The 20,366-nt window shown below is 42.9% G+C and carries 18 protein-coding genes; 9 read left to right on the top strand and 9 right to left on the bottom strand.

Annotated features, from left to right (window positions below; all coding sequences use genetic code 11):
- Positions 1-23: 23 nt before the first annotated feature.
- Positions 24-1,784 carry a flavocytochrome c gene (locus IEY48_RS08275; RefSeq protein WP_188919187.1) on the top strand — a complete coding sequence of 587 codons (1,761 nt, stop codon included), beginning with the start codon at positions 24-26 and terminating at the stop codon, positions 1,782-1,784.
- Between the two features lie 256 nt (positions 1,785-2,040).
- Here IEY48_RS08275 and fabV read toward each other — a convergent pair whose 3' ends face one another.
- The 7 genes from fabV to pspF form a co-directional block, all read right to left on the bottom strand.
- Positions 2,041-3,243, bottom strand: coding sequence for an enoyl-ACP reductase FabV (gene fabV, locus IEY48_RS08270; protein WP_188919185.1), 1,203 nt, complete (start codon positions 3,241-3,243; stop codon positions 2,041-2,043).
- A gap of 105 nt (positions 3,244-3,348) precedes the next feature.
- Positions 3,349-4,134: a peptide ABC transporter ATP-binding protein gene (locus IEY48_RS08265; protein ID WP_188919183.1), complete on the bottom strand. Its 786-nt coding sequence runs from the start codon at positions 4,132-4,134 to the stop codon at positions 3,349-3,351.
- The gene (locus IEY48_RS08260) at positions 4,115-5,122 is read right to left on the bottom strand and encodes an oligopeptide/dipeptide ABC transporter ATP-binding protein (protein WP_188919181.1); all 1,008 of its coding nucleotides are present in this window, start codon (positions 5,120-5,122) and stop codon (positions 4,115-4,117) included. Before IEY48_RS08260 ends, IEY48_RS08265 begins: the two co-directional genes overlap by 20 nt.
- Before the next feature lie 2 nt (positions 5,123-5,124).
- The gene (locus tag IEY48_RS08255) at positions 5,125-6,015 is read right to left on the bottom strand and encodes an ABC transporter permease subunit (protein ID WP_188919179.1); all 891 of its coding nucleotides are present in this window, start codon (positions 6,013-6,015) and stop codon (positions 5,125-5,127) included.
- Positions 6,002-7,033: an ABC transporter permease gene (locus IEY48_RS08250; RefSeq protein ID WP_188919177.1), complete on the bottom strand. Its 1,032-nt coding sequence runs from the start codon at positions 7,031-7,033 to the stop codon at positions 6,002-6,004. Before IEY48_RS08250 ends, IEY48_RS08255 begins: the two co-directional genes overlap by 14 nt.
- Positions 7,034-8,659, bottom strand: a complete 1,626-nt coding sequence (locus IEY48_RS08245; protein ID WP_188919175.1) for an ABC transporter substrate-binding protein — start codon at positions 8,657-8,659, stop codon at positions 7,034-7,036. It lies immediately after the preceding gene.
- Positions 8,660-8,742: 83 nt separating this feature from the next.
- On the bottom strand, positions 8,743-9,813 hold the full coding sequence (gene pspF, locus IEY48_RS08240; protein ID WP_188919173.1) for a phage shock protein operon transcriptional activator: 1,071 nt from the start codon (positions 9,811-9,813) through the stop codon (positions 8,743-8,745).
- Between the two features lie 192 nt (positions 9,814-10,005).
- Here pspF and pspA point away from each other — a divergent pair, with 192 nt between their 5' ends.
- The 6 genes from pspA (at position 10,006) to IEY48_RS08210 (ending at position 14,456) form a co-directional block, all read left to right on the top strand.
- Positions 10,006-10,689, top strand: coding sequence for a phage shock protein PspA (pspA, locus tag IEY48_RS08235; RefSeq protein WP_188919171.1), 684 nt, complete (start codon positions 10,006-10,008; stop codon positions 10,687-10,689).
- 20 nt (positions 10,690-10,709) lie between these two features.
- Positions 10,710-10,949: an envelope stress response membrane protein PspB gene (gene pspB, locus IEY48_RS08230; RefSeq protein WP_188919169.1), complete on the top strand. Its 240-nt coding sequence runs from the start codon at positions 10,710-10,712 to the stop codon at positions 10,947-10,949.
- The gene (gene pspC / locus IEY48_RS08225; protein ID WP_188919167.1) at positions 10,936-11,331 is read left to right on the top strand and encodes an envelope stress response membrane protein PspC; all 396 of its coding nucleotides are present in this window, start codon (positions 10,936-10,938) and stop codon (positions 11,329-11,331) included. The genes pspB and pspC overlap by 14 nt, the downstream gene beginning before the upstream one ends.
- Positions 11,332-11,399: 68 nt before the next feature.
- Entirely contained in the window at positions 11,400-12,842 is a 1,443-nt protein-coding gene (locus IEY48_RS08220) for a YcjX family GTP-binding protein (protein ID WP_188919165.1), read from the top strand.
- 23 nt (positions 12,843-12,865) lie between these two features.
- Positions 12,866-13,951: a TIGR01620 family protein gene (locus tag IEY48_RS08215; RefSeq protein WP_188919163.1), complete on the top strand. Its 1,086-nt coding sequence runs from the start codon at positions 12,866-12,868 to the stop codon at positions 13,949-13,951.
- A gap of 160 nt (positions 13,952-14,111) precedes the next feature.
- Positions 14,112-14,456, top strand: coding sequence for a ComEA family DNA-binding protein (locus tag IEY48_RS08210; RefSeq protein WP_188919161.1), 345 nt, complete (start codon positions 14,112-14,114; stop codon positions 14,454-14,456).
- A 61-nt stretch (positions 14,457-14,517) separates the two neighbouring features.
- On the opposite strand, the gene IEY48_RS08205 is transcribed toward IEY48_RS08210, so the two are convergent.
- Positions 14,518-15,255, bottom strand: coding sequence for a YciK family oxidoreductase (locus tag IEY48_RS08205; RefSeq protein WP_188919159.1), 738 nt, complete (start codon positions 15,253-15,255; stop codon positions 14,518-14,520).
- A 259-nt stretch (positions 15,256-15,514) separates the two neighbouring features.
- On the opposite strand from IEY48_RS08205, the gene IEY48_RS08200 reads away from it, so the two are divergent.
- Both IEY48_RS08200 and sohB read left to right on the top strand, forming a co-directional pair.
- Positions 15,515-18,004 (top strand): VolA/Pla-1 family phospholipase, encoded by a 2,490-nt coding sequence (locus tag IEY48_RS08200; RefSeq protein ID WP_188919157.1) that lies wholly within the window; start codon positions 15,515-15,517, stop codon positions 18,002-18,004.
- Between the two features lie 121 nt (positions 18,005-18,125).
- The gene (sohB, locus tag IEY48_RS08195; protein WP_188919155.1) at positions 18,126-19,136 is read left to right on the top strand and encodes a protease SohB; all 1,011 of its coding nucleotides are present in this window, start codon (positions 18,126-18,128) and stop codon (positions 19,134-19,136) included.
- A 72-nt stretch (positions 19,137-19,208) separates the two neighbouring features.
- On the opposite strand, the gene IEY48_RS08190 is transcribed toward sohB, so the two are convergent.
- Complete coding sequence (locus IEY48_RS08190) at positions 19,209-20,279, bottom strand: DUF3083 family protein (protein ID WP_188919153.1); 1,071 nt, start codon at positions 20,277-20,279, stop codon at positions 19,209-19,211.
- Positions 20,280-20,366 lie beyond the last annotated feature (87 nt).

The following is a 20,366-nucleotide window of genomic DNA, read 5'->3' as shown; positions in this document are numbered from 1 at the left end:
CTAAATAAGAAAAGGAACGAACAATGAAACTAAAATACTTAGTCTCAGCGATGGCGGTGATGATGCTATCTTCTGGTGCTGCAGTGGCGAAGTCTGACAACTTAGCGTCATTTCATGCCGAAATGGACAGCTGTCAGTCATGCCACACTAAACCGTTAAAAGTGAGCGACAGCGAAACTCATGAAAATGCCCAGTGTAAATCATGCCATGGTGATTATGCTGAACTCGCAAATGACAAATTACATTTTGATCCACACACATCTCACCTTGGTGACATTAACTGTACGTCTTGCCACTCTGGTCACGATAAGCCTCAGTTAACTTGTAACAACTGCCACAACTTCGAAATGGAAATGCCTTTTGCAGAAACCAAAGCGAAGAAGAAGTGGGACGGTGCTTGGGATCAAGACAAAATCCAAAAAGCCATTGATAAAGGCCCTGTAGAAACCGTTGATGTGATTGTTGTCGGTGCAGGTTCTGCTGGTTTTAACGCTGCTATCTCTGCCAAAATGGCCGGTGCAAAAGTGGTTTTATTTGAAAAAGCAGCATACACAGGTGGTAACTCAATGCTAGCTGCTGGTGGTATTAACGCCGTTGGTACACCACAGCAGAAGAAAAAAGGCATTGAAGACAAAGTTGAATGGTACTTCGAAGATGCGATGAAAGGTGGTCGTTACAAAAATGACCCTAAATTAGTTCAAATCTTAGCAGAAGAGTCAGCAGGTGCTGTTAAATGGCTTGAGTCTTTAGGCGCAAACATGAACGACTTAAAACGTTCTGGTGGTGCTCGTGTTGAACGTACTCACCGTCCATCAGGTGGAGCGTCAGTAGGGCCACACATCATTGACACATTACGTAAAGCCGCAGTAGAGCGTGACATTGATGTTCGCGTAAACTCTAGAATTGAAAAAATTGTCTTAAATGACGATAAGTCAGTTGCCGGTGTTGTGGTTCACGGTCGTCACTCTGGTTACAATATGGTTGCTGCAGATTCTGTCGTACTAGCAACCGGTGGTTATGGCATGAACAAAGAAATGATTGCTTACTACCGTCCAACAATGAAAGACATGACCAGCTCTAACAACGTAACCGCAACGGGTGACGGTATATTACTGGCTAAAGAAATTGGTGCGTCAATGACTGATATTGACTGGGTTCAAGCGCATCCTACCATCGGTAAAGACAGCCGTATCTTAATCTCTGAAACCGTACGTGGTGTTGGCGCAATCATGGTAAACACTGATGGTGAGCGTTTCATCGATGAATTAACCACTCGTGACCGTGCATCTGATGCCATCTTAAAGCAAAAAGATCAATATGCTTGGTTAGTATTTGACGAGCAGCTTGTTGCTAAGAAGAAAATGGTACGTGGTTATGATCACTTAGGCATGCTAAGTAAAGGTAACACTATCGAAGAGCTAGCTAAAATCACTGGTATGAGCAAATTACCTAAAACTGCAAGTGACTACAATAAGTATCAAGCAGCGGGTAAAGACGACGCGTTTGGTCGTGACGATATGCCACTTAACTTAACTAAGCCTCCTTTCTACGCTGTAAAAGTCGCACCTGGTATTCACCACACTATGGGTGGTGTAGCAGTAGATACTGATGCGAACGTATTAAACCTACAAAGCTGGAAAATGTCTGGTCTATTTGCTGCAGGCGAAGTGACTGGTGGTTTACATGGCTTTAACCGCCTAGGTGGTAATGCGATTGCTGACACAGTTGTGTTTGGTCGTATTGCAGGTGAAAATGCTGCTAAGCATGCTTTAGAGAAAAAATAGTAAACCGTAACACTCCATCTTTTATCCCTTGCGTTACTTTGGGTTAAGCCATCTGGCTTAACCCTTTTTTTATGTTTGATTAAACTCAAACATAAAAGCTGTGAGTCCGAGTAAATGGCTTTACGGCAAGTAGCAAGCGAGCATACAAAGAAGATAAGTATTGGCGGGCGTGTGGTATCTAGTATAAAAAAAGCCGCTATGCAGTGCATTGCGGCTTTTGTTAACTGGCTTGAATTAACGAGAGACTAGTTGATAATTACAGCTCAATAACATCAAATTTAACGTTAGGATCGACATCAGCTTCGTAATCGATACCATCAATACCAAAACCGAACAGTTTTAAAAACTCTTCTTTGTATTCATTGTAATCGGTCAATTCGCTCAAGTTTTCAGTGGTCACTTGTGGCCACAAATCGCGGCAATGTTGCTGAATATCTTCACGTAATTCCCAATCGTCTAAACGCAAGCGATTTTCGCTATCAACCACAGGGGCTTGGCCGTCTTCACGGTATAAACGTTCGGTAAACAAACGGTAGATTTGCTCCATGCAGCCTTCGTGAAGGCCTTCTTCACGCATCTTTTTAAATACCATGGCAATGTACAGTGGCATCACAGGAATGGCTGAGCTGGCTTGAGTGACGACACTTTTTAGTACCGCGACGTTAGCTGAACCACCTTTTGCAGCTAATTGGTTATTTAACGCATGAGCAGCACGGTCTAAATCCATCTTGGCTTGACCTAACGCACCATGCCAGTAAATTGGCCAGGTTAACTCAGTACCAATGTAGCTGTAAGCCACGGTTTTGCAACCGTCAGCTAAAACGCCAGCATCACTTAATGCGCTCATCCATAATTCCCAATCCTGTCCACCCATTACGGTTACAGTGTCGGCAATCTCTTGCTCAGTTGCTGGCTCTACCGAGGTTTCGATAATGGCATTTTTATTGGTATCAACTGCTGTTGCAGAGTAGGTTTGACCAATTGGTTTTAGTGATGAACGAATGACTTCGCCAGTGTCTGGTAATTTACGTACAGGTGAAGCTAATGAATACACCACCATGTCGATTTGACCTAAATCTTGCTTAATCAGCTCAATGACTTGTTGCTTAGCTTCATGACTAAAGGCGTCACAGTTAATGCTTTTAGAGTATAAGCCTTCAGCTTTGGCAAATTTATCGAATGCCGCTGTATTGTACCAACCAGCCGTTCCAGGTTTGGTTTCTGAGCTTGGTTTTTCAAAAAACACCCCGATAGTCGCAGCGTCACTACCAAATGCTGAGGCAATACGTGATGACAAGCCATAACCACTAGAAGAGCCTACAACGAGGACTTTTTTAGGGCCATTGGCTATTTTGCCTTTGGCTTTAGTGAGTTCAATTTGCTCTTTGACATTCGCTTCACAGCCAACAGGGTGAGTTGTTGTACAAATAAAGCCACGGATCTTAGGTTTAATAATCATATTTTGGTTTCTTCCTTTAACATTGGCTCTAGGATAATTAGTTCGACGCCTAAATGGCACTGATTTTTGCAAAAAACAGGGCAAAACCGCAGTGGTTGGAGCAGTTTAGCGTCGTTGCATAAATTGACTTTGCTCTTGGATCAGGCGTTGTGTGTACTCATGCTGAGGGGAATTAAACAGTGCTTCAGTGGTGGTTTTTTCCACCATTTGACCATTTTGTAGCACCATAATCTTATCACTGACATGGCGGATGATATTCAGATTGTGTGAAACAAAAATATACGATAAGCCCAACTCTTTTTGTAGCTTCAACAGTAGGTTAATGATTTGAGAACGTACCGACATATCCAATGCTGTTAATGCTTCGTCAGCAATAATAATTTTAGGGTTGAGCATTAATGCCCGCGCGACCGCAACACGTTGTTTTTGACCTTCAGACACCATATGCGGATAAAAATCGGCATGCTCTGGCAACAGTCCTACTTTACGCAGTGTTTCAAAAACCAACGTTTTACGTTCATTTGAGCTCAGTTGGGTATTAAAGCGCAGAGGTTCTTTTAATAAGTTACCAATCGATAAGCGTGGATTTAACGAGGTGGTTGGATCTTGGAAGATCATCCTAATTAAGCGACAACGTTGTTTCTGGTTACGAGTTTCTAATGCTTCACCTTCAAAGAAAATGTCACCACCGCTGCGTCGTTCAGCACCCACTAGAATGCGAGCTAAGGTGCTTTTACCAGAGCCCACTGAGCCGACAATTGCCATCGTTTCACCGCGACCAAGCTCAAATGATATTGGTGATAAAGCTTGATAGTATTGTGGTTTGAAACGTTTATAACCGGTTAAGTATTGTTTACTTAAATCGGTGACTTTAAGCAATGGCGTCGTCATCTTCTTGCTCACTTTGATAAGGGAAATGGCAGGCAAAATAGCGATCTTTTATGTGTTCAAGATGTGGCTGTTTTACACACTTACGTTGTGCTTCTGGGCAGCGTGGACCGAGACGACATCCAGCAGGTAAGTGCTGCATTGATGGCGACGACCCTTGCAATGTGGGTAAATCTGCTTTGTGGCGCATTTTTTGGGTATGGTCGGGTAAGTTTTTCAACAATGCCCGGGTATAAGGATGAAAAGGCTGCTCGGCCATCGCCGCAGCAGGGCCCGACTCCATTACCTGACCGCTGTATAGAATGGTTAGGTTATCACACCAATTCACCATAATTTCAAGTTCGTGGCTTACCAGCAATATCGACACATTTTGCAATTGATTTAACTGTGATAACAACCTAAAAATCTGCGCTTGAGTATTTAACTCCATTGAGTTGGTTGGCTCGTCGGCAATTAACAATTTTGGATGGTTAGCCACCGCCATGGCAATCATGACTTTTTGGCATTCGCCTTCAGAAAGCTCCCATGGATAACACGTCATCAATTTTTTAGGGGTTTTAATGCCTACTTTATGTAACCACTTTTGTGCATTTAAATAAGTATCGCGGTTACGTCGCCAAAAGGGCACGTTCTTATTGGGCATCATGGCTTCAATAAGTTGGCTGCCAATGGTTTTAACTGGGTCTAAACTGCCTGAAGGATCTTGAAATATCATTGCCATGTCGCAGCCCATTAAACAACGTCGTTCTTTGGCTGTCATTTCAAGTAAGTTGCGGCCGTCCCACATCATTCGATCTGCAAAGATGTGCCAATTAGGGCCAAGTACCCCTAAAATCGCTTTTGCAAATAAGCTGCGTCCCGAGCCTGACTCACCAAGCAAACCATGAATTTCACCGGGATTGATGGTCAAACTGACTTTTTCGAGTACTTTGACTCTACCCTGTGGGGTATCAAGTTCGATGGTAAGGTTACGCACGTCGAGTAATGGCATAGTTAATTTCTTATTGGCGCAAGAGCTGAGCGTAAACCGTCGCCGACTAAATTTACCGACAACACCGTAAATAAAATGGTCACTCCAGGTATGGTCACTGTCCAGGGCGCAAGTAATAAATTATCCAGCCCTTGTGCCACCATGGCGCCCCATTCTGGGCTTGGCGCCTGGGCGCCTAAATTTAAAAAACCCAGTGCCGCGATGTCGAGTATGGCTGCAGAGATTGCCATTGTGACCTGAATAATCACTACATCCCAAACGTTAGGCATAATGACATACAAAAAAACCTGGAACGAATTGGCACCGTCTAATTTTGCTGCGGTAACGTATTCTTTTTGTAGCTCTTCGTGAACCGCTTGATGAATGGAGCGCACAAATTGCGGGATCATTGCAATACAGACACCCCAAAATACATTGTTCAGTCCCGGCCCCATCACCGCAACCACTAAAATGGCCATCAGTAGTGAAGGGATAGAAAGTAGCGCATCAAGCAAGTGGCTTAATACACTCGATTTGATGCCGCGCATCATGCCTGATAGAGAGCCAATGATAAATCCAAAAAATAACGACACTGCCACAATCAGTAATGACATGCCAAAAGTCAGTTGTACCCCATGTAAAATACGGCTAAAAATATCACGGCCTAAATCATCGGTACCCAAAAAGTGTTCAACACTGCCAGCAGGATCCCAAGACGGCGGTAATAGCAAGACTTGCTGGTCTTGTGCTTCTGCAGAGTAAGGGGCAATAAGCGGTGCAAAAATGGTCAGAACCAATAAAAAAATCACGGCCCATAAGCCAATCACCGCAAATGGATTTGCCGAGAAGCTGTTCCATAAGCGCCACATGGGCGATTCGATATGGTCTTCGTGGTAGATTTTAATGCGCGGCATATAAGTCCTTTCTACTTATCGGATTGATTATAGTGTGCATTAAGTCAATTAAAATACTTAAAAAGATAATCAATAACGACACAGATAAGATACCTGCTTGAATCACAGTATAGTCGCGCTGATAAATACCTGACACTAACCAGCTGCCGACACCAGGCCATGAAAATATCACTTCAACCACGATGCCATAGCTGGCAAATGAGCCCAGCATTAAGCCAATGCTCTTTAGTACCGGAATTAAAGCATTGGGCATGGCATGGCGGACTAAAATTTTAAATGTGTGTAATCCGCGCGCTTCAGCCGCACGAATGTAAGTTTGATTCATCACATTAATGACAGCTTGGCGTGTAATACGAACCACGAGTGTAAATGGCAGTAACGCGAGTGTTACCGCGGGTAAAATTAAGTGTAATATCGCGTCATGAAAAGCCGGTATGCGATACGTTGACTCTGACATTAATGTATCAATTAGCATAAACCCTGTTACGGGTTCTATTTCGTATAATAAGTTGATTTGGCCTGAAATGGGTAGCCAGCCTAAATTTACCCCAAACCACATGGCGAGCGTGAGTCCTAGCCAAAATACCGGGATAGAATAACCGGTTAGAGTAAAAGCTAAAATACTGTGCTGTAGCGCTTTGTTACGGCTTAATGCTGCAACTACCCCTAAAGGCACACCAAAAACCACTGCAATGAAGCCTGAAAAAAGTGACAGTTCAAGCGATGCGGGTAACACCGACGCTAATTCATCGGCTACCGCTTGCTGTGAATTGCTTGAAATGCCTAAATTACCTGACAATCGTTGGCGAAGATAAGCGGTAAACTGCAATAGTTGATTATCATTAAGTTGATAGTCGGCTTCAATTTGGCGTTGCTGCTCAGCGGTAGGATATTGAATTCCCGACAACGAATAGGCTTTATTGGCTGGAAATAACCCTGTAGCAATAAACAATACCGCTATCATCACCAAAGAGGTCGCCAAAAACAGGGTGATGCGTCTAAAAAAATAACGCCACATTTATTCGCCTTCCTCTGTTGTTTGTATTGCCTTGGCAAATGAAATTCCACCATAAGGGCGAATTTGCATTGCAGTAATATTGTTCTTTTTCAACACTACTTTTTTGGCATGGGCTAACGTCACCATAGGAACTTGATCGCTAATAATGGCTTCAGCAGACTGATAAAATGCTTTGCGTTCTGGCTGTGAGGTAACACTTTGCGCCTGGGTGAGTAAATGTTCAAAGTCTTTATGACACCAGCGAGAACGGTTATTGTTCGAGGCCAGTGCTGCACAACTTAATAATGGCGTAAAAAAGTTATCAGGGTCACTGTTATCGGCATTCCAACCAATTAGGACAGAGTCGTAGTTAGAAGCAGATAGCTTTTGAACAAATACACTCCAATCATAGCTAATGATATTAAGCTTTACGCCTATTCGAGCTAAATCAGCTTGGATAAGTTCAGCAGTTTTCAGCGCGCTTGGGTTATAAATTCGTGCAACCGGCATTGCCCATACATTAATGGATAACTTATTAATCCCAGCTTGTTTGAGCAGCTCAATGGCTTTTTGAGGGTTATATTCATTCGGTGATAAGTTTTTAGAATAGGCCCACGACGCCGGAGGTAATACGCCTGTGGCTTCAACAGCAGTGTCGTTGTATACCGCTTCGAGAATGTTTTTCTTATCAATGGCATGGGCTAGTGCACGTCTTACACGGACATCATCTAATGGTGGCTTTTGAGTGTTGAATGCCCAAAATGACACATTTAAGCCCGGTTTCGCATCAACCACCACATCGGGATGTTCAGCCACAACCGTTAATTCGGCCGCTTTAGGCAACGCCGATACGCTGCAATCTCCAGTAATGAGTTTAGCTATTCGTGACGTGCTTCTTGGAGTGATATCAAACACTAACTGGTCAAGTTCGACCGTGGGGCCCCAATATACAGGATGCTTCTTAAAGCGAATATATTCATTTTTGACATATTGAGTAAGCTGAAACGGCCCAGTGCCTACCGCATAATAATCTATGTCTTCTGGTGTGCCTTGGGTCAGTAATTGATAACCGTATTCGGCAGATAAAATGACCGCAAAGTCGGTGGCCAAATTAGCTAAGAATGACGCATCTTTACGTGTTAAATGAAAGATTACCTGATAATCATTTACCTTCTCTATCGACTCGATAAGGTTATCAAAACCAATGCTTTGAAAAAACGGATAACCGGTTCTGCTGACTAAATGGTAAGGGTGTAATGGGTCAATAATACGATTAAACGAAAACAACACATCGTCAGCATTAAAGTCCCTTGATGGGGCAAAGCGACTCGTTTTATGAAAACTCACATGCTCACGTAAGGTAAATTGGTAACTGAGACCATCTTCTGAGATTGACCATTGCGTGGCCAGCCCTGGGATTATCTCCGTTTTGGCCTGGCTGTAATTCACTAGCTGGCTATAGATTTGGTGTGAAGTCGCATCGATAGTGGTGCCAGAGGTGACTAGCTGGGGATTAAAGGTCTCAGGGTTACCTTCGCTGCAATATACTAACCCAGAAGGCAATTGTGCTTGTCCGCATGCTGCCAGCAAGGTGCTAGAAATACATAAGGAAATCAGCTGATACCAGCGTTTTACTATAACAGGCATGGTGTGATCATTTTTTTTCGACTTTGAGGGTTCATTTTAACAGTGTTCATACGAGCTGAGCAATCGCAGATGCATGAGTTCATTTACGACTTGTCTAGCAAGTTGTACTTTTTCAAAATGCCCCTGAGCTGATGGTAGCTTAATCCTAATAAATCTGCGGTTTTTTTCTGGTTGTATTGCCCTTCAGCTAGAGCGCGTTGCAGCAAGTCTATTTCTGCATTTTCAGTGTATTCTTTAAAGTTTATCGGAAACTCAATATTGCTGTGAGTAAGAGGAACTGGCAGAGTTTCTTCGTCTGTATCGACAGATGCTGCAGGCAATTCTACTGGTTGCACTTGGCGTTCGCGGGTTTTAACTCGACCCGTTGGGCGATAAGGTGATGCAAAAGGGTCTAAAATAATCTGGTCAATTTCTTGGCCTTCAGAGCCTTCGCGGTACACACTGCGTTCAACCACGTTTTTTAATTCGCGGATATTACCGGGCCAATTATGCATCATTAGTTGCTCAATGGCGATGGCGCCAAATCCGCCAAAATATTCAAGCCCGAGTTGTCTGGCCATACTCACGGCAAAGTGTTGTGCTAAAGGCATAATATCTTCAGTACGGCAGCGAAGCGGCGGTAAGGTAATTACATCAAACGCTAAGCGGTCTAATAAATCGGCTCTAAATTCGCCGCTGTCGGCTAATGACGGTAAGTCTTCGTTGGCTGCGCAAATGAGTCGCACATCAGACTGTACTGTTTTACTGCCACCGACACGCTCAAACTCACCGTATTCAATGACCCGTAATAGTTTCTCTTGAATAAGCCCTGAGGTATTGGCCAGCTCATCTAAAAACAATGTGCCACCATCGGCTCGCTCAAAGCGGCCTTCATGCTTACCTTTTGCACCGGTAAATGCACCAGACTCATGGCCAAACAGTTCACTTTCAAGTAAGTTTTCACTTAACGATGAGCAATTAAGCTTAATAAAGCTTTGATCCCAGCGCGCTGACAAATAATGTAGCCGCTCGGCAATTAACTCTTTACCTGTGCCGCGCTCACCAATGATAAGTACCGGTTTTGAGAGGGGCGCAATTTTAGACACATGCTCTAATACTTCGAGTAATGCATTAGACTGGCCGATGAGATTATCTTGTTGGTATTGTTTGCTCACAGTGGCTTACTCGCAAAATTGTTAGTGAATTAGACTAATAATTGGTGAAAATCATAATAGATGGCTTAGTTAATAAATGAAAGTAAAAGTTAAATATTTGTATAACTCACTAATATAGTTTAGTTTTTAAAAGTTGGCACGCAATGTGTAATACCTATTGCGACATCCACGTTAATTTTTGAGGAATATATTATGGGAATTTTCTCTCGCTTTGCAGATATCGTTAATTCAAATATCAGTGCAATACTTGATAAAGCAGAAGATCCAGAAAAAATGGTACGTCTGATCATTCAAGAAATGGAAGACACGCTAGTCGAAGTTCGTTCAACCTCAGCCCGAGTGTTGGCCGAGAAAAAAGAATTACTTCGTCGTATCGGTCGAGTACAAGAACAAGTGCAAGATTGGCAAGACAAAGCAGAGTTAGCATTATCGAAAGATCGTGAAGACTTAGCTAAAGCCGCCTTAATTGAAAAGCAAAAAACCGTTGGTTTGCTTGAAACACTTGAAATGGAATTGCAAGTCGTTGAAGAACATATCACCCGTTTAAAAGATGAAGTCGCGCAACTTCAAGAAAAATTGAATGATGCCCGTGCTCGTCAAAAGACCATTATTATGCGTAAGCAAACTGCGACTTCGCGTTTAGAAGTTAAAAAGCAGCTTGATTCAAGCAAAATTGATGATGCAATGATGAAGTTTGAGCAATACGAGCGCCGTGTAGAAGGCCTAGAAGCTCAAGTAGAATCATATGACTTAGGTAAAAAAGATTCACTTGCAGATGAATTTGCTGCCCTTGAAGCTGAAGATGCTGTTAATGATGAGTTAGCTGCACTTAAAGCCAAAGTAAACGCAAAAAAACAACCTAAATCAAAAGCATAATAATTTTTCAGAGGTGAGTTATGGACATGGATCTTCTTATTGCACCAATTATCATATTTTTAGTAATTGTGGCGCCCATTTGGTTGATTCTTCACTACCGCAGTAAGCGACAAGTGAGCCAAGGACTCACAGAGGAAGAATTTGGCCAGCTTAATGATTTAATTGCGAAAGCTGAAAAAATGAGCCATCGCATAGAAACCTTAGAAGCAATTTTAGATACTGATTCACCAGAGTGGAGGGCGAAACATGGGCACAACTAACGGTCGTACGCTATACCGCAATCCTAAGAGTGGTAAAATAGCGGGAGTATGTTCGGGTATTGCTGACTATTTTAACTTTGAAACCTGGTTAGTGCGCGTGTTAGCGGTATCGATATTTCTCCTTGGTGGTACCGGTGTGGTGTTTGTGATTTATATTGCGCTGTGGATGATACTCGATGTTAAACCACAGGCATTAGAATATGACGAACAACACAAAGATATCGAAGTTAAAAAGAAGGTATGGCAAGCAGGTGAGCCAGCAAAACGTGCCTTATTTGATGTCAGTCGCCAGTTTAATGGACTTGAAACTCGATTACAGCGACTAGAGAAACACGTTACGTCAGATAGCTTTGACTTAAAACGGGAAATCAATAGTCTTTAATGATTCTAAATGGGCGGTTTACCGCCCTAGTTTTATGATTAACCTAGATTTAGGAGCTGTCAGCCACCATGAAATTTTTAGATCGTTCCTTGTTCAAAGTCAGCCAAACTGCACAATCTCTTGTACACCGTAGTACCGATCGCCACGTTAGATTGGCGGTTACAGGTTTATCTGGCGCAGGAAAAACCGCATTCATCAGTGGTCTAGTGAATCAATTATTACATGCCGGTAAAGGCAATAAGCACAATCCATTACCATTATGGCAAGTTGCCAGAGAAGGCCGATTAATTGGCGTGCAGCGGGCAATGCAACCCGACTTAGACATTGCCAGTTTTGACTATCAAGGCTCAATGAATGCATTAAATTCATCACCGCCTAAATGGCCTGCATCGACTCGCACGATCACCGAATTACGTTTAGCCATCAAATACCAGCCGCAACAAGGCATCTTGGCCAAATTAACAGACACCGCCACTTTGTATGTCGATATTGTTGATTATCCTGGTGAGTGGCTGCTCGATTTGCCGATGCTCAAACATGACTTTACTCATTGGTGTCTTTCACAGCAGCAAAATGTTGCCAGCTTAAGTCAATCACCTTGTTATGAGGCGTTCACTCAAGCGATTAACAACTTAGATTTAGCCCAAGTTGCAGACGAACAACAACTAAAGTACCTAGCCGATTTGTACCAAGCTCTGCTGGTTGATTTAGTTCGAGAGCAAGGATTTTATCATGCTCAGCCAGGGCGTATGCTGTTACCCGGCGAGTATGAAAACACGCCATTACTGGCTTTTTTTCCGTTATTGTCACTGAGCCCATTAAACCATTCAGAGTTGGCAGCAAGCCCTAATGACTCTAATTATCACGTATTAAAGCGCCGTTATGAGCAGTATGTCTCTCAGGTGGTTAAGCCATTTTATCGCGATTATTTTTCACGTTTTGACCGTCAGTTAGTGCTGGTGGATTGCTTAAATGCGTTAAATCATGGCCAAGCACAATTTAATGATATGGGGCGTGCATTAAATAGCATTATGGAAAGCTTTCAGTTTGGTCAGTCGAGCTTGATTAAGCGGTTGTTTTCACCCCGTATCGACAAAGTATTATTTGCCGCGAGCCAGGTAGACCGGGTGACACGAGATCAGCAAAGCCATGTGTTGAGTTTATTAACGGCCATGCTGCAGCAAAGTCAGCATTACGCCAATTTTGAAGGCAGTGAAGTGGAAACCATGGCCATCAGTGCGATTAAGGCGACGCAGCACGGCATGGTCAATACCGACAATGGTCAGCAAGAGGTGGTTAAAGGTACGGGCTTAGAGGGTAAGCAAATTACCGTTTATCCGGGAGATGTGCCGACAACCTTGCCAGATACCGCATTTTGGCAGCAACAGGGATTTAATTTTAATTCATTTTTACCACCTAATATCAGTCATTTAAATGAAGCTCATCCTAAGTTTGAGCATATACGTCTTGACCATCTTTTAGAGTTTTTATTAGGCGACAAATTAACCTAGTGGCATGAGTGTGAGTATCTTTTATGAATCAGGCAAATAACGCTTCAGGGCTAAAAAAATCGCAAGTCTTTAATGACACCGATCTTATCGATGAGCCACAAGCCAATCAATCAGCAGAGACAATCAAACCCACTCAATCTTTCAGTGAGGTTGAGTTTGTGTGTGAGCAAACCTTAGCGGAATTACCCGAGTCTATTAGCGACAGTATTGCGCCCAGCAAACCTAAACGTTGGTCAAAACTAGCGGTGTTATCGCTAATCAGTGTAGGGCTTTTAGCTGTGGTACAAACAGCATTAGGGTTAATGGAATCATTTAATCAAAGCCCCTGGTTATTTGGTTTTTATGCCACAGTGTTAGGCATTGTGAGCTTATGGGCTGGGGTCGGTGTGATTAAAGAATGGCGCAAGTTAGCCAATCTAAAAAAAGTCGCTGATCATCAGGCAAGGGCAGAGCGATTGTCGCAAAGTATGCAAATGGGCGAAGCCAATAAGTTTATTTCGCCAATTTTGGCGAAATATCCCAATTCAGAAGCAAAACAACAGTATATTCAGGCCAGCAATAAAGAACACAATGATGCCGAAATGGTGATGCTGTTTGACAAGATTGTTTTGAGTGAACGTGATTTATTAGCGAAAAAAAGGGTCAATCGATTTGCTGCTGAATCGGCATTACTCTTGGCTGCAAGTCCTTTGGCAGCGCTGGATATGGCGATTATTTTGTGGCGCAATCAAAAAATGATCAATGAAGTGGCTGCTATTTATGGCATTGAGTTAGGTTATTGGAGCCGGATTAAACTTATTCGCAGTATCATTGTTAATGTCATCTATGCAGGTAGCACTGAAGTAATTACCGATTTGGGAACCCAGTTATTGTCAGTAGAAATGACCGGCAAACTATCAACTCGCATCGCTCAAGGTCTTGGTGGCGGCTTATTAACCGCTAGGCTAGGGTATCAGGCCATGAATTTATGCCGTCCCATTGCGTTTACCTCAAACAACAAACCTAAATTAACTCAGGTGCATCAGCATTTATTGGGTGAGTTAACTCAGTTTACCTCATCAATAATGGCCAGTAAAAAAGCAAAGTCTGAGGACAAAGTGAAGCGTTAATATTAGCGAATTGTGTTTTTTATGTACAATTGAGGGTTGTTGACTAGAGTTAGTCTCCGATTCGGAAACGGAATAGCGTTCTGAATCTTCGCGCTGGATTATGGACTATGTCGTAAAAAATAGGACCGACACCAGCAAAATACGAAACAAGGAGACTCTAATGAAGTCATCATTAACATTAACTGCAGTATTCATGTGCTTATGTTGTTTTTTTAGCACCTCATCTTTTGCTGCAGACTCAACTAAAACCAAATCGGTTGCCGAAGTATCCAAAAAAACAACCAAAGCCGTTGAGAAACAATCCACCAAAGTACAAAACATCAATGTGAATAAGGCTAGCGTGACTGAGTTGCAGTCGCTCAAGGGGATTGGCAAAGCCAAAGCACAAGCGATTGTCGATTACCGTGCTAAAAATGGTAAGTTTAAAAACTTACAACAATTGACCATGGTTAAAGGTGTGGGAGAAAAACTGGTGAGTCAAAATGCCAAAACCATCAAATTTTAGCCTGCGCTAATCGGCTAATAAAAACGGAAGCCTTGGCTTCCGTTTTTTATTAGCGTAAAGATTATTGAGCGTTAAGCGCCTGACCATTGGTATTAATGGATTCATTAGTCATTAAAAACAGGTACGTTGGCATAATTTCTTGTGCCGTTTTTAATGTCTGTGGATCTTCACCTGGGTAAGCTTTTGCACGCATTTCAGTACGGGTTGCGCCTGGATTAATGGTATTGACTCTCACAGAAGTACCATCACACTCATCGGCAAGTACTTGCATCATGCCTTCGGTAGCAAATTTAGAAAATGCATAAGGCCCCCAATATGCACGTCCTTTACGGCCAACGCTACTAGAGGTAAAGATGATTGAGGCATTAGGAGCTTTGCGCATAATCGGCAACAAGGCTTTAGTCATAATAGCTTGAGCGGTGACGTTGACTTTCATGATGGCGTCTAATGAAGCTAAATCAATGTGCTCAAATGGCCCTAGCGCACCAAGTTCTGATGCATTATGCAAAAGACCGTCAAGGTGGCCAAACTGTTCAGCAATGGTTTCAGCCATATCAATATAGTTTTGTTCAGTCGCGCCTTTTAGGTCAAGCGGCACAATGGCAGGCATTGGGTAACCGGCATTAACGATTTCATCATATACGGTCTCAAGCTTTTTAACCGTTTTGCCTAACAAAATGACCGTAGCGCCATGCTTAGCATATTCAATTGCGGCGGTGCGACCAATGCCGGCACCTGCACCTGTAACCAAGATAGTTTTGTTATTGAGTGAATCTTTTACCGCTTGATATTCCAACATGATTGATTATTTCCTCTGAGCGCAATCGCCCGTCAAATCTAGAATCGACTATAATTTAAACGACCGTTTGAAACAAATGATTGATAATTGTATGCGAATACGTCATTTGTATGTAACAAACTTGTAGCTAACTCTATAATTTTGCGTTAACTTGAGAATAGTTAAGGACTAACATAAGTCCTTTTGGTCGCATGATAGGACTATTGTGACCAATTCTTGGGGAAAACAAAATTATTAAAACAAGATTTGGGGAAAAAAGATGAAAAGACTCATTTTGGGTGTTGCAATAACATCTGCTCTCGGTTTAACGGCATGTGGTGGCGATAGTTTTAACGAAGCAAAAGAAAAAGCCGAACCTTTGGTGCCTGTGTCGCATGTTCAATTTGATCCAGCAAACGGATTGCTTCCTGTACCAAACGATTTACTGTTTAGTGGTACCCTTGATGGCACCCTTGAGATGCCCGGTGAAACCGGCGTCGATTACACCGATCCTTCAATCGCCCTTGGCGGTTTAGATGGTTGGTCAACTAGCTCACCAATTTCAATAACAATGGAGCTAGCAACTGACCTTCAAGGCAATGTATTAACACTTGATGCCACATCAGTCTCCCAACCAGGTGCGATACGCGTATTTGAAGCCACCGTGGGTGGATCACTGTCTACCGATCCTGAATGTACTTCAATGGCATCTGTATCGGCATGTAAAGTGGGCGAAGAGTTAACTTTTGGAGTTGATTTTGTCACCACAGTATCGGGTGATAACGTGGTTATTGTGCCGCTTAAACCGTTAAAACCTATTCAATCTTATTTATACGTTGCTACCGACTTAATTCAAGACTCTTTAGGCCGCAGCGTTGCAGCATCGACGACCTATAACTTACTTAAGTTAGATATTGAAACTAAACCACTAGAAACCGCAGCACAATTACAGTTGCAAGGCCTAGTGAATAGTTACGAGAAAGGTGTGGCTGCAGAGCACGGTGTTGACGCTGAAGGCATAATTTTTTCTGGTCTATTTACCACGCAATCAGTAGCAAACGTGTATGAGACCGCTAAATTACTTATGGCCTCAAGTGAAGCGTATATGCCTGAATTTGTACAAACGCCAACGCCAGCAGGTTATACCGCAGCGCAAGCATTAGGATTAACCTCTGACAGCGGCTTAGCTTATACCCTTGCTGATATGGCCGATGTGTATACAGCCGAAATTAAACTGCCATTTTATGGTGACTGTTCATCAAGTAGTTGTGTGATTCCTGTGGTTGACGGTGCAGCAACCGCACCTAACGGCCGTTGGTTTGCTCAAGGTGACAGCCCAGTATCAGTTCTATTAGCACTACAGGCTGGCACATTAAGCCAGGAAAACTTCTTTGCCCAGGCTACTGAGCAAGGCGTTGACGCACAAGCCGCGCTAACCAATCCAACATTACTTGCGGGTAAGCAATGGTTGCTTGACGATGGCACATCGGCTGATATTTCTAAGCATTTAACTCGCTTAAATCCAATTCCTGCGATTCAGAGTTATGAAACAATCCCAGTACAAATTACCTTGCCTAATGCAGCCAAGTTAGCAGCATTTACGACTGCTCAAGGTGGCACGTTTGTTCCTCCTACCAATGGTTGGCCAACGACCATTACCATGCATGGTCTTGGCGGCGGTAAAGAAATGAACCTGGCTTACGCGGGCACTTATGCAGCGGCAGGCGTTGCCACTATTTCAATGGATATGCCACTGCATGGTGAGCGTTCATTTGAAATCGGTAATGGCGGTGCTTATGAGATTTCTGCAACAGCGCCAAGCTATGGTGCTTTAGTGGGGCAACCAGAAGCTTACGCTAACGGTAATCCGCTTGTGTTTGTAAACATTGCCAGTTCATTAACGGTACGTGATAACTTCCGCCAAGCAACACTTGATCATTTAGCATTGCGCTTATTGTTACAGGGTATGGCAGGGCAATTAGCGGCTGCAGAGCAACCTCAAGTGTTTGATGTGTCAAAAATTAGCGCTCAAGGTTTGAGCTTAGGTGCGATTGTGGGTACCACGTTCTCAACTTATGCAAGCACAGGCTTAGTTGACCCAACATCAGGCGAAAGCTTACCAAATGCCTATGCAATTAACGCAAGCTCGTTAGTGGCTCCAGCGGGTGGTTTAGCGGGTGCGTTCGCCGGTTCTGCGGCATTTGGTCCACAACTGTTTGCAAACGTAACCGCATCTGACACATTTGCTGAGTTAGTTGCTGAGGCAAATACTGCAGGTTATGAAGTTGGCAGCGCTGAATATGAAGCATTAGTGCAAGCGGTTTATGCTGGGTTTATTCCATCGTTTGCGCTGGCAGTGCAAACCGCGGTTGATTCAGCCGACCCACTTAACCATGCAAGTATGTTAGCTGCGACAGAAGTGCCAGTGCATTTAATTGAAATTGCAGGTGATGGCGCAGGTAACTTACCTGACCAAACGTTACCGAACAGTGTTGACGGTTTCCCACTGTCAGGTACTGAGCCATTAATTACCGCCATAGGTTTAGATTGTGTTGATGCAACAACGCCGGGTTCTGGTGCGGTGCGCTTCTCTAAAGGTCATCACAGTTCTATTGTGAGCCCGAGTGAAGTTGAAGGCGTTACCGACGGTATGGCTGCAGCAGCAACAGCAGAAATGCAATCTCAAGTCGCTGGTTTTGCAATGACTGCCGGTGCTGGACAAGCAACGATTGCAGTATCAAACAGCGATGTAATCCAAGGCTGTAACTAATACTTACTATTTAGTGACAGTATTCATTCAAAACCCAGCAAATGCTGGGTTTTTTATTCTCTATTAATCGATAAATACTGATAAAATAGCATGAGTTAGTTTTCCCTATATGGAGCGAGATTTGGAATTTTTATATGAATACGGCTTATTTTTAGCAAAAGCCGTCACAATCGTAGTCGCGATATTGGCCGTCGTGGTATTGGTACTTGCCAGTAACATAAAAAATAAAGCTGACAAAGGTGAATTACGACTCACTGATATTTCAGATGAACTCATTCAGCTAAAGCATCAATTAAAAGAAGAATTGCTCTCTAAAAAGCAATTTAAAGCCTATGAAAAGCAAGTTAAGGCAGATGAGAAAGCGGCTGAAAAATCAGATGTCACCAAAGGAAAAGTCTTTGTTATCGACTTTAAAGGCAGCATTGATGCCAGTGAAGTGGCATCGCTGCGTGAAGAAGTCACCGCTATTTTAACTATCGCCGATAAAGACGACCAAGTGTTGGTGAATGTAGAAAGTGGTGGCGGTATGGTGCATGGTTATGGTTTAGCATCAAGCCAATTAGACCGTCTTCGCCAAGCGAATATTCCGTTGTCTATATGTATTGATAAAGTCGCTGCCAGTGGTGGCTATATGATGGCCTGTGTGGCAAATAAAGTGTATGCCGCGCCGTTTGCTATTGTTGGCTCTATTGGGGTTGTGGCGCAAGTGCCAAACTTTAACCGTTTGCTCAAAAAGCACGATATTGATTATGAGCAACATACTGCGGGCGACTTTAAGCGCACATTAACCATTTTTGGTGAAAATACCGATGAAGGCCGTGCTAAGTTTCAGCAAGAACTTGAAGAGACACATGTGTTGTTTAAAGAGTTTGTTGGCCGCTACCGTCCTGAAATGGACATTAGTAAAGTGGCAACAGGCGAACATTGGTATGGCCAACAAGCCATTGATTTAGGGTTGATTGATGAGATTTCGACTAGCGATGATGTGATTTTAAATCTAGCTAGCAGCCATCAAGTGATCAAAATCAGATATCAAATGAAGAAGAAGCTGGCAGATAAAATAGCTCATGGTGCATCGTTATCTGTTAATGCCGTGATGAACAAGCTCATTGAGCGTAATCAATCGGTGTAATATTGGTACTCATAAAAACGACAGCCTAGGCTGTCGTTTTTGTTTTAGGTCAGCATCATAATGATGCCATTATTATTGAGCTTTATAACTGATGTGCTGGTGGAAGCGTAAAGTCACATCGACATGTTCTTTATCGATATCAAATGCTTGAGTGAAAACTCGCAGTGCATCTTCTACCTGGTTCATAAAGCGTCCGTAACCTTCATCTGTTTCATCACTCTTGCCCGCAACAATCACAAAACGGAACACATCGACTAATTTACTGCTGTCCCAGTGGCCAATAGGATCTGGAGATTGAGCGTGAGGGTCAAAACCAATCATCTGAAACTCATCTGTGCTGGTGAGCTGTTCGTATTTACTGTTACGCACCAGCGGCAACTTACCATTGGCGACCATTGCAACACGTTTTAATTGCTTACTTTTGGTTGCGTCGACAAATTTGTCATACACATTTTGATAAATCGAATCAAAATCGACGTTGTCATTGGCCAGTAATTGCTTTTTAATCCGGCGGTCAACAGGAATGTTGATGGTGACGTAGTTTAAGGTACTGACGTTTTCTGGTAGCTCGCAGTGACGACGCTGATAACGGCTGTCTACCGCGCGCAGTTTATAACCGTATGTTTCTTTTAAGCCCTTTGCTTTGGCAAAAAAGTCATAAGAAATATGCTGATGGTCACGAATTTTAATTGGTACATCTTGAACAGGTAACAGCGGCGCAAGTTCAGCAATAAATTGCTTCACTTTATTATGAAAACCGGCCGCATTACTGCGTAAATCTGCACCTGTGGCTAAAAAGACAATACGTAATTTACGCGCCCTGAAACCTGGTGTGCTGTGCAAACTGTTTGCTTCATGATAGGCCGGGTTATAAAAGAAACGCAGTTGTTCGTTTGAACTTAAAGAGTAAGCTTCACTGTGAAAGCGCACCATAGGCAATTTATCGGTAGTCACAACATGAACGTTATACAATTCTTGTTTTTCAGCGAGTTGGTATACTAATTTACTGAATTCATCGTAACAATTTTCTAAACTACTGTATTTGCTTAGGTATTCGTCGGTTAATGGGAATCCGATCGTGATGTATTGGTTTTTACGGGTCGCACTAGGTAAATATACTTTTTTTTGACGACTGACGGACATATTATTTCCTTAAATTGTCTAGTGTTGTCTAAAGTTTATCGTTATTTAATTGCTTGCTGGCATCCATTTTAAACATTGAAACTGAAA

It is taken from the genome of Shewanella saliphila, assembly GCF_014648295.1.
GTDB classification, from domain to species: domain Bacteria; phylum Pseudomonadota; class Gammaproteobacteria; order Enterobacterales; family Shewanellaceae; genus Shewanella; species Shewanella saliphila.
Note: the sequence above shows the minus strand (reverse complement) of the source record. Positions and strands in the feature narration are given on the sequence as shown.

What these genes read in the sequence shown, in the direction of transcription:
- IEY48_RS08275 (WP_188919187.1), top strand. Translation starts at nt 24, where the DNA reads ATGAAACTAAAATACTTAGTCTCAGCGATGGCGGTGATGATGCTATCT.
- fabV (WP_188919185.1), bottom strand. Translation starts at nt 3,243, where the DNA reads ATGATTATTAAACCTAAGATCCGTGGCTTTATTTGTACAACAACTCAC.
- IEY48_RS08265 (WP_188919183.1), bottom strand. Translation starts at nt 4,134, where the DNA reads ATGACGACGCCATTGCTTAAAGTCACCGATTTAAGTAAACAATACTTA.
- IEY48_RS08260 (WP_188919181.1), bottom strand. Translation starts at nt 5,122, where the DNA reads ATGCCATTACTCGACGTGCGTAACCTTACCATCGAACTTGATACCCCA.
- IEY48_RS08255 (WP_188919179.1), bottom strand. Translation starts at nt 6,015, where the DNA reads ATGCCGCGCATTAAAATCTACCACGAAGACCATATCGAATCGCCCATG.
- IEY48_RS08250 (WP_188919177.1), bottom strand. Translation starts at nt 7,033, where the DNA reads ATGTGGCGTTATTTTTTTAGACGCATCACCCTGTTTTTGGCGACCTCT.
- IEY48_RS08245 (WP_188919175.1), bottom strand. Translation starts at nt 8,659, where the DNA reads ATGCCTGTTATAGTAAAACGCTGGTATCAGCTGATTTCCTTATGTATT.
- pspA (WP_188919171.1), top strand. Translation starts at nt 10,006, where the DNA reads ATGGGAATTTTCTCTCGCTTTGCAGATATCGTTAATTCAAATATCAGT.
- pspB (WP_188919169.1), top strand. Translation starts at nt 10,710, where the DNA reads ATGGACATGGATCTTCTTATTGCACCAATTATCATATTTTTAGTAATT.
- pspC (WP_188919167.1), top strand. Translation starts at nt 10,936, where the DNA reads ATGGGCACAACTAACGGTCGTACGCTATACCGCAATCCTAAGAGTGGT.
- IEY48_RS08220 (WP_188919165.1), top strand. Translation starts at nt 11,400, where the DNA reads ATGAAATTTTTAGATCGTTCCTTGTTCAAAGTCAGCCAAACTGCACAA.
- IEY48_RS08215 (WP_188919163.1), top strand. Translation starts at nt 12,866, where the DNA reads ATGAATCAGGCAAATAACGCTTCAGGGCTAAAAAAATCGCAAGTCTTT.
- IEY48_RS08210 (WP_188919161.1), top strand. Translation starts at nt 14,112, where the DNA reads ATGAAGTCATCATTAACATTAACTGCAGTATTCATGTGCTTATGTTGT.
- IEY48_RS08205 (WP_188919159.1), bottom strand. Translation starts at nt 15,255, where the DNA reads ATGTTGGAATATCAAGCGGTAAAAGATTCACTCAATAACAAAACTATC.
- IEY48_RS08200 (WP_188919157.1), top strand. Translation starts at nt 15,515, where the DNA reads ATGAAAAGACTCATTTTGGGTGTTGCAATAACATCTGCTCTCGGTTTA.
- IEY48_RS08190 (WP_188919153.1), bottom strand. Translation starts at nt 20,279, where the DNA reads ATGTCCGTCAGTCGTCAAAAAAAAGTATATTTACCTAGTGCGACCCGT.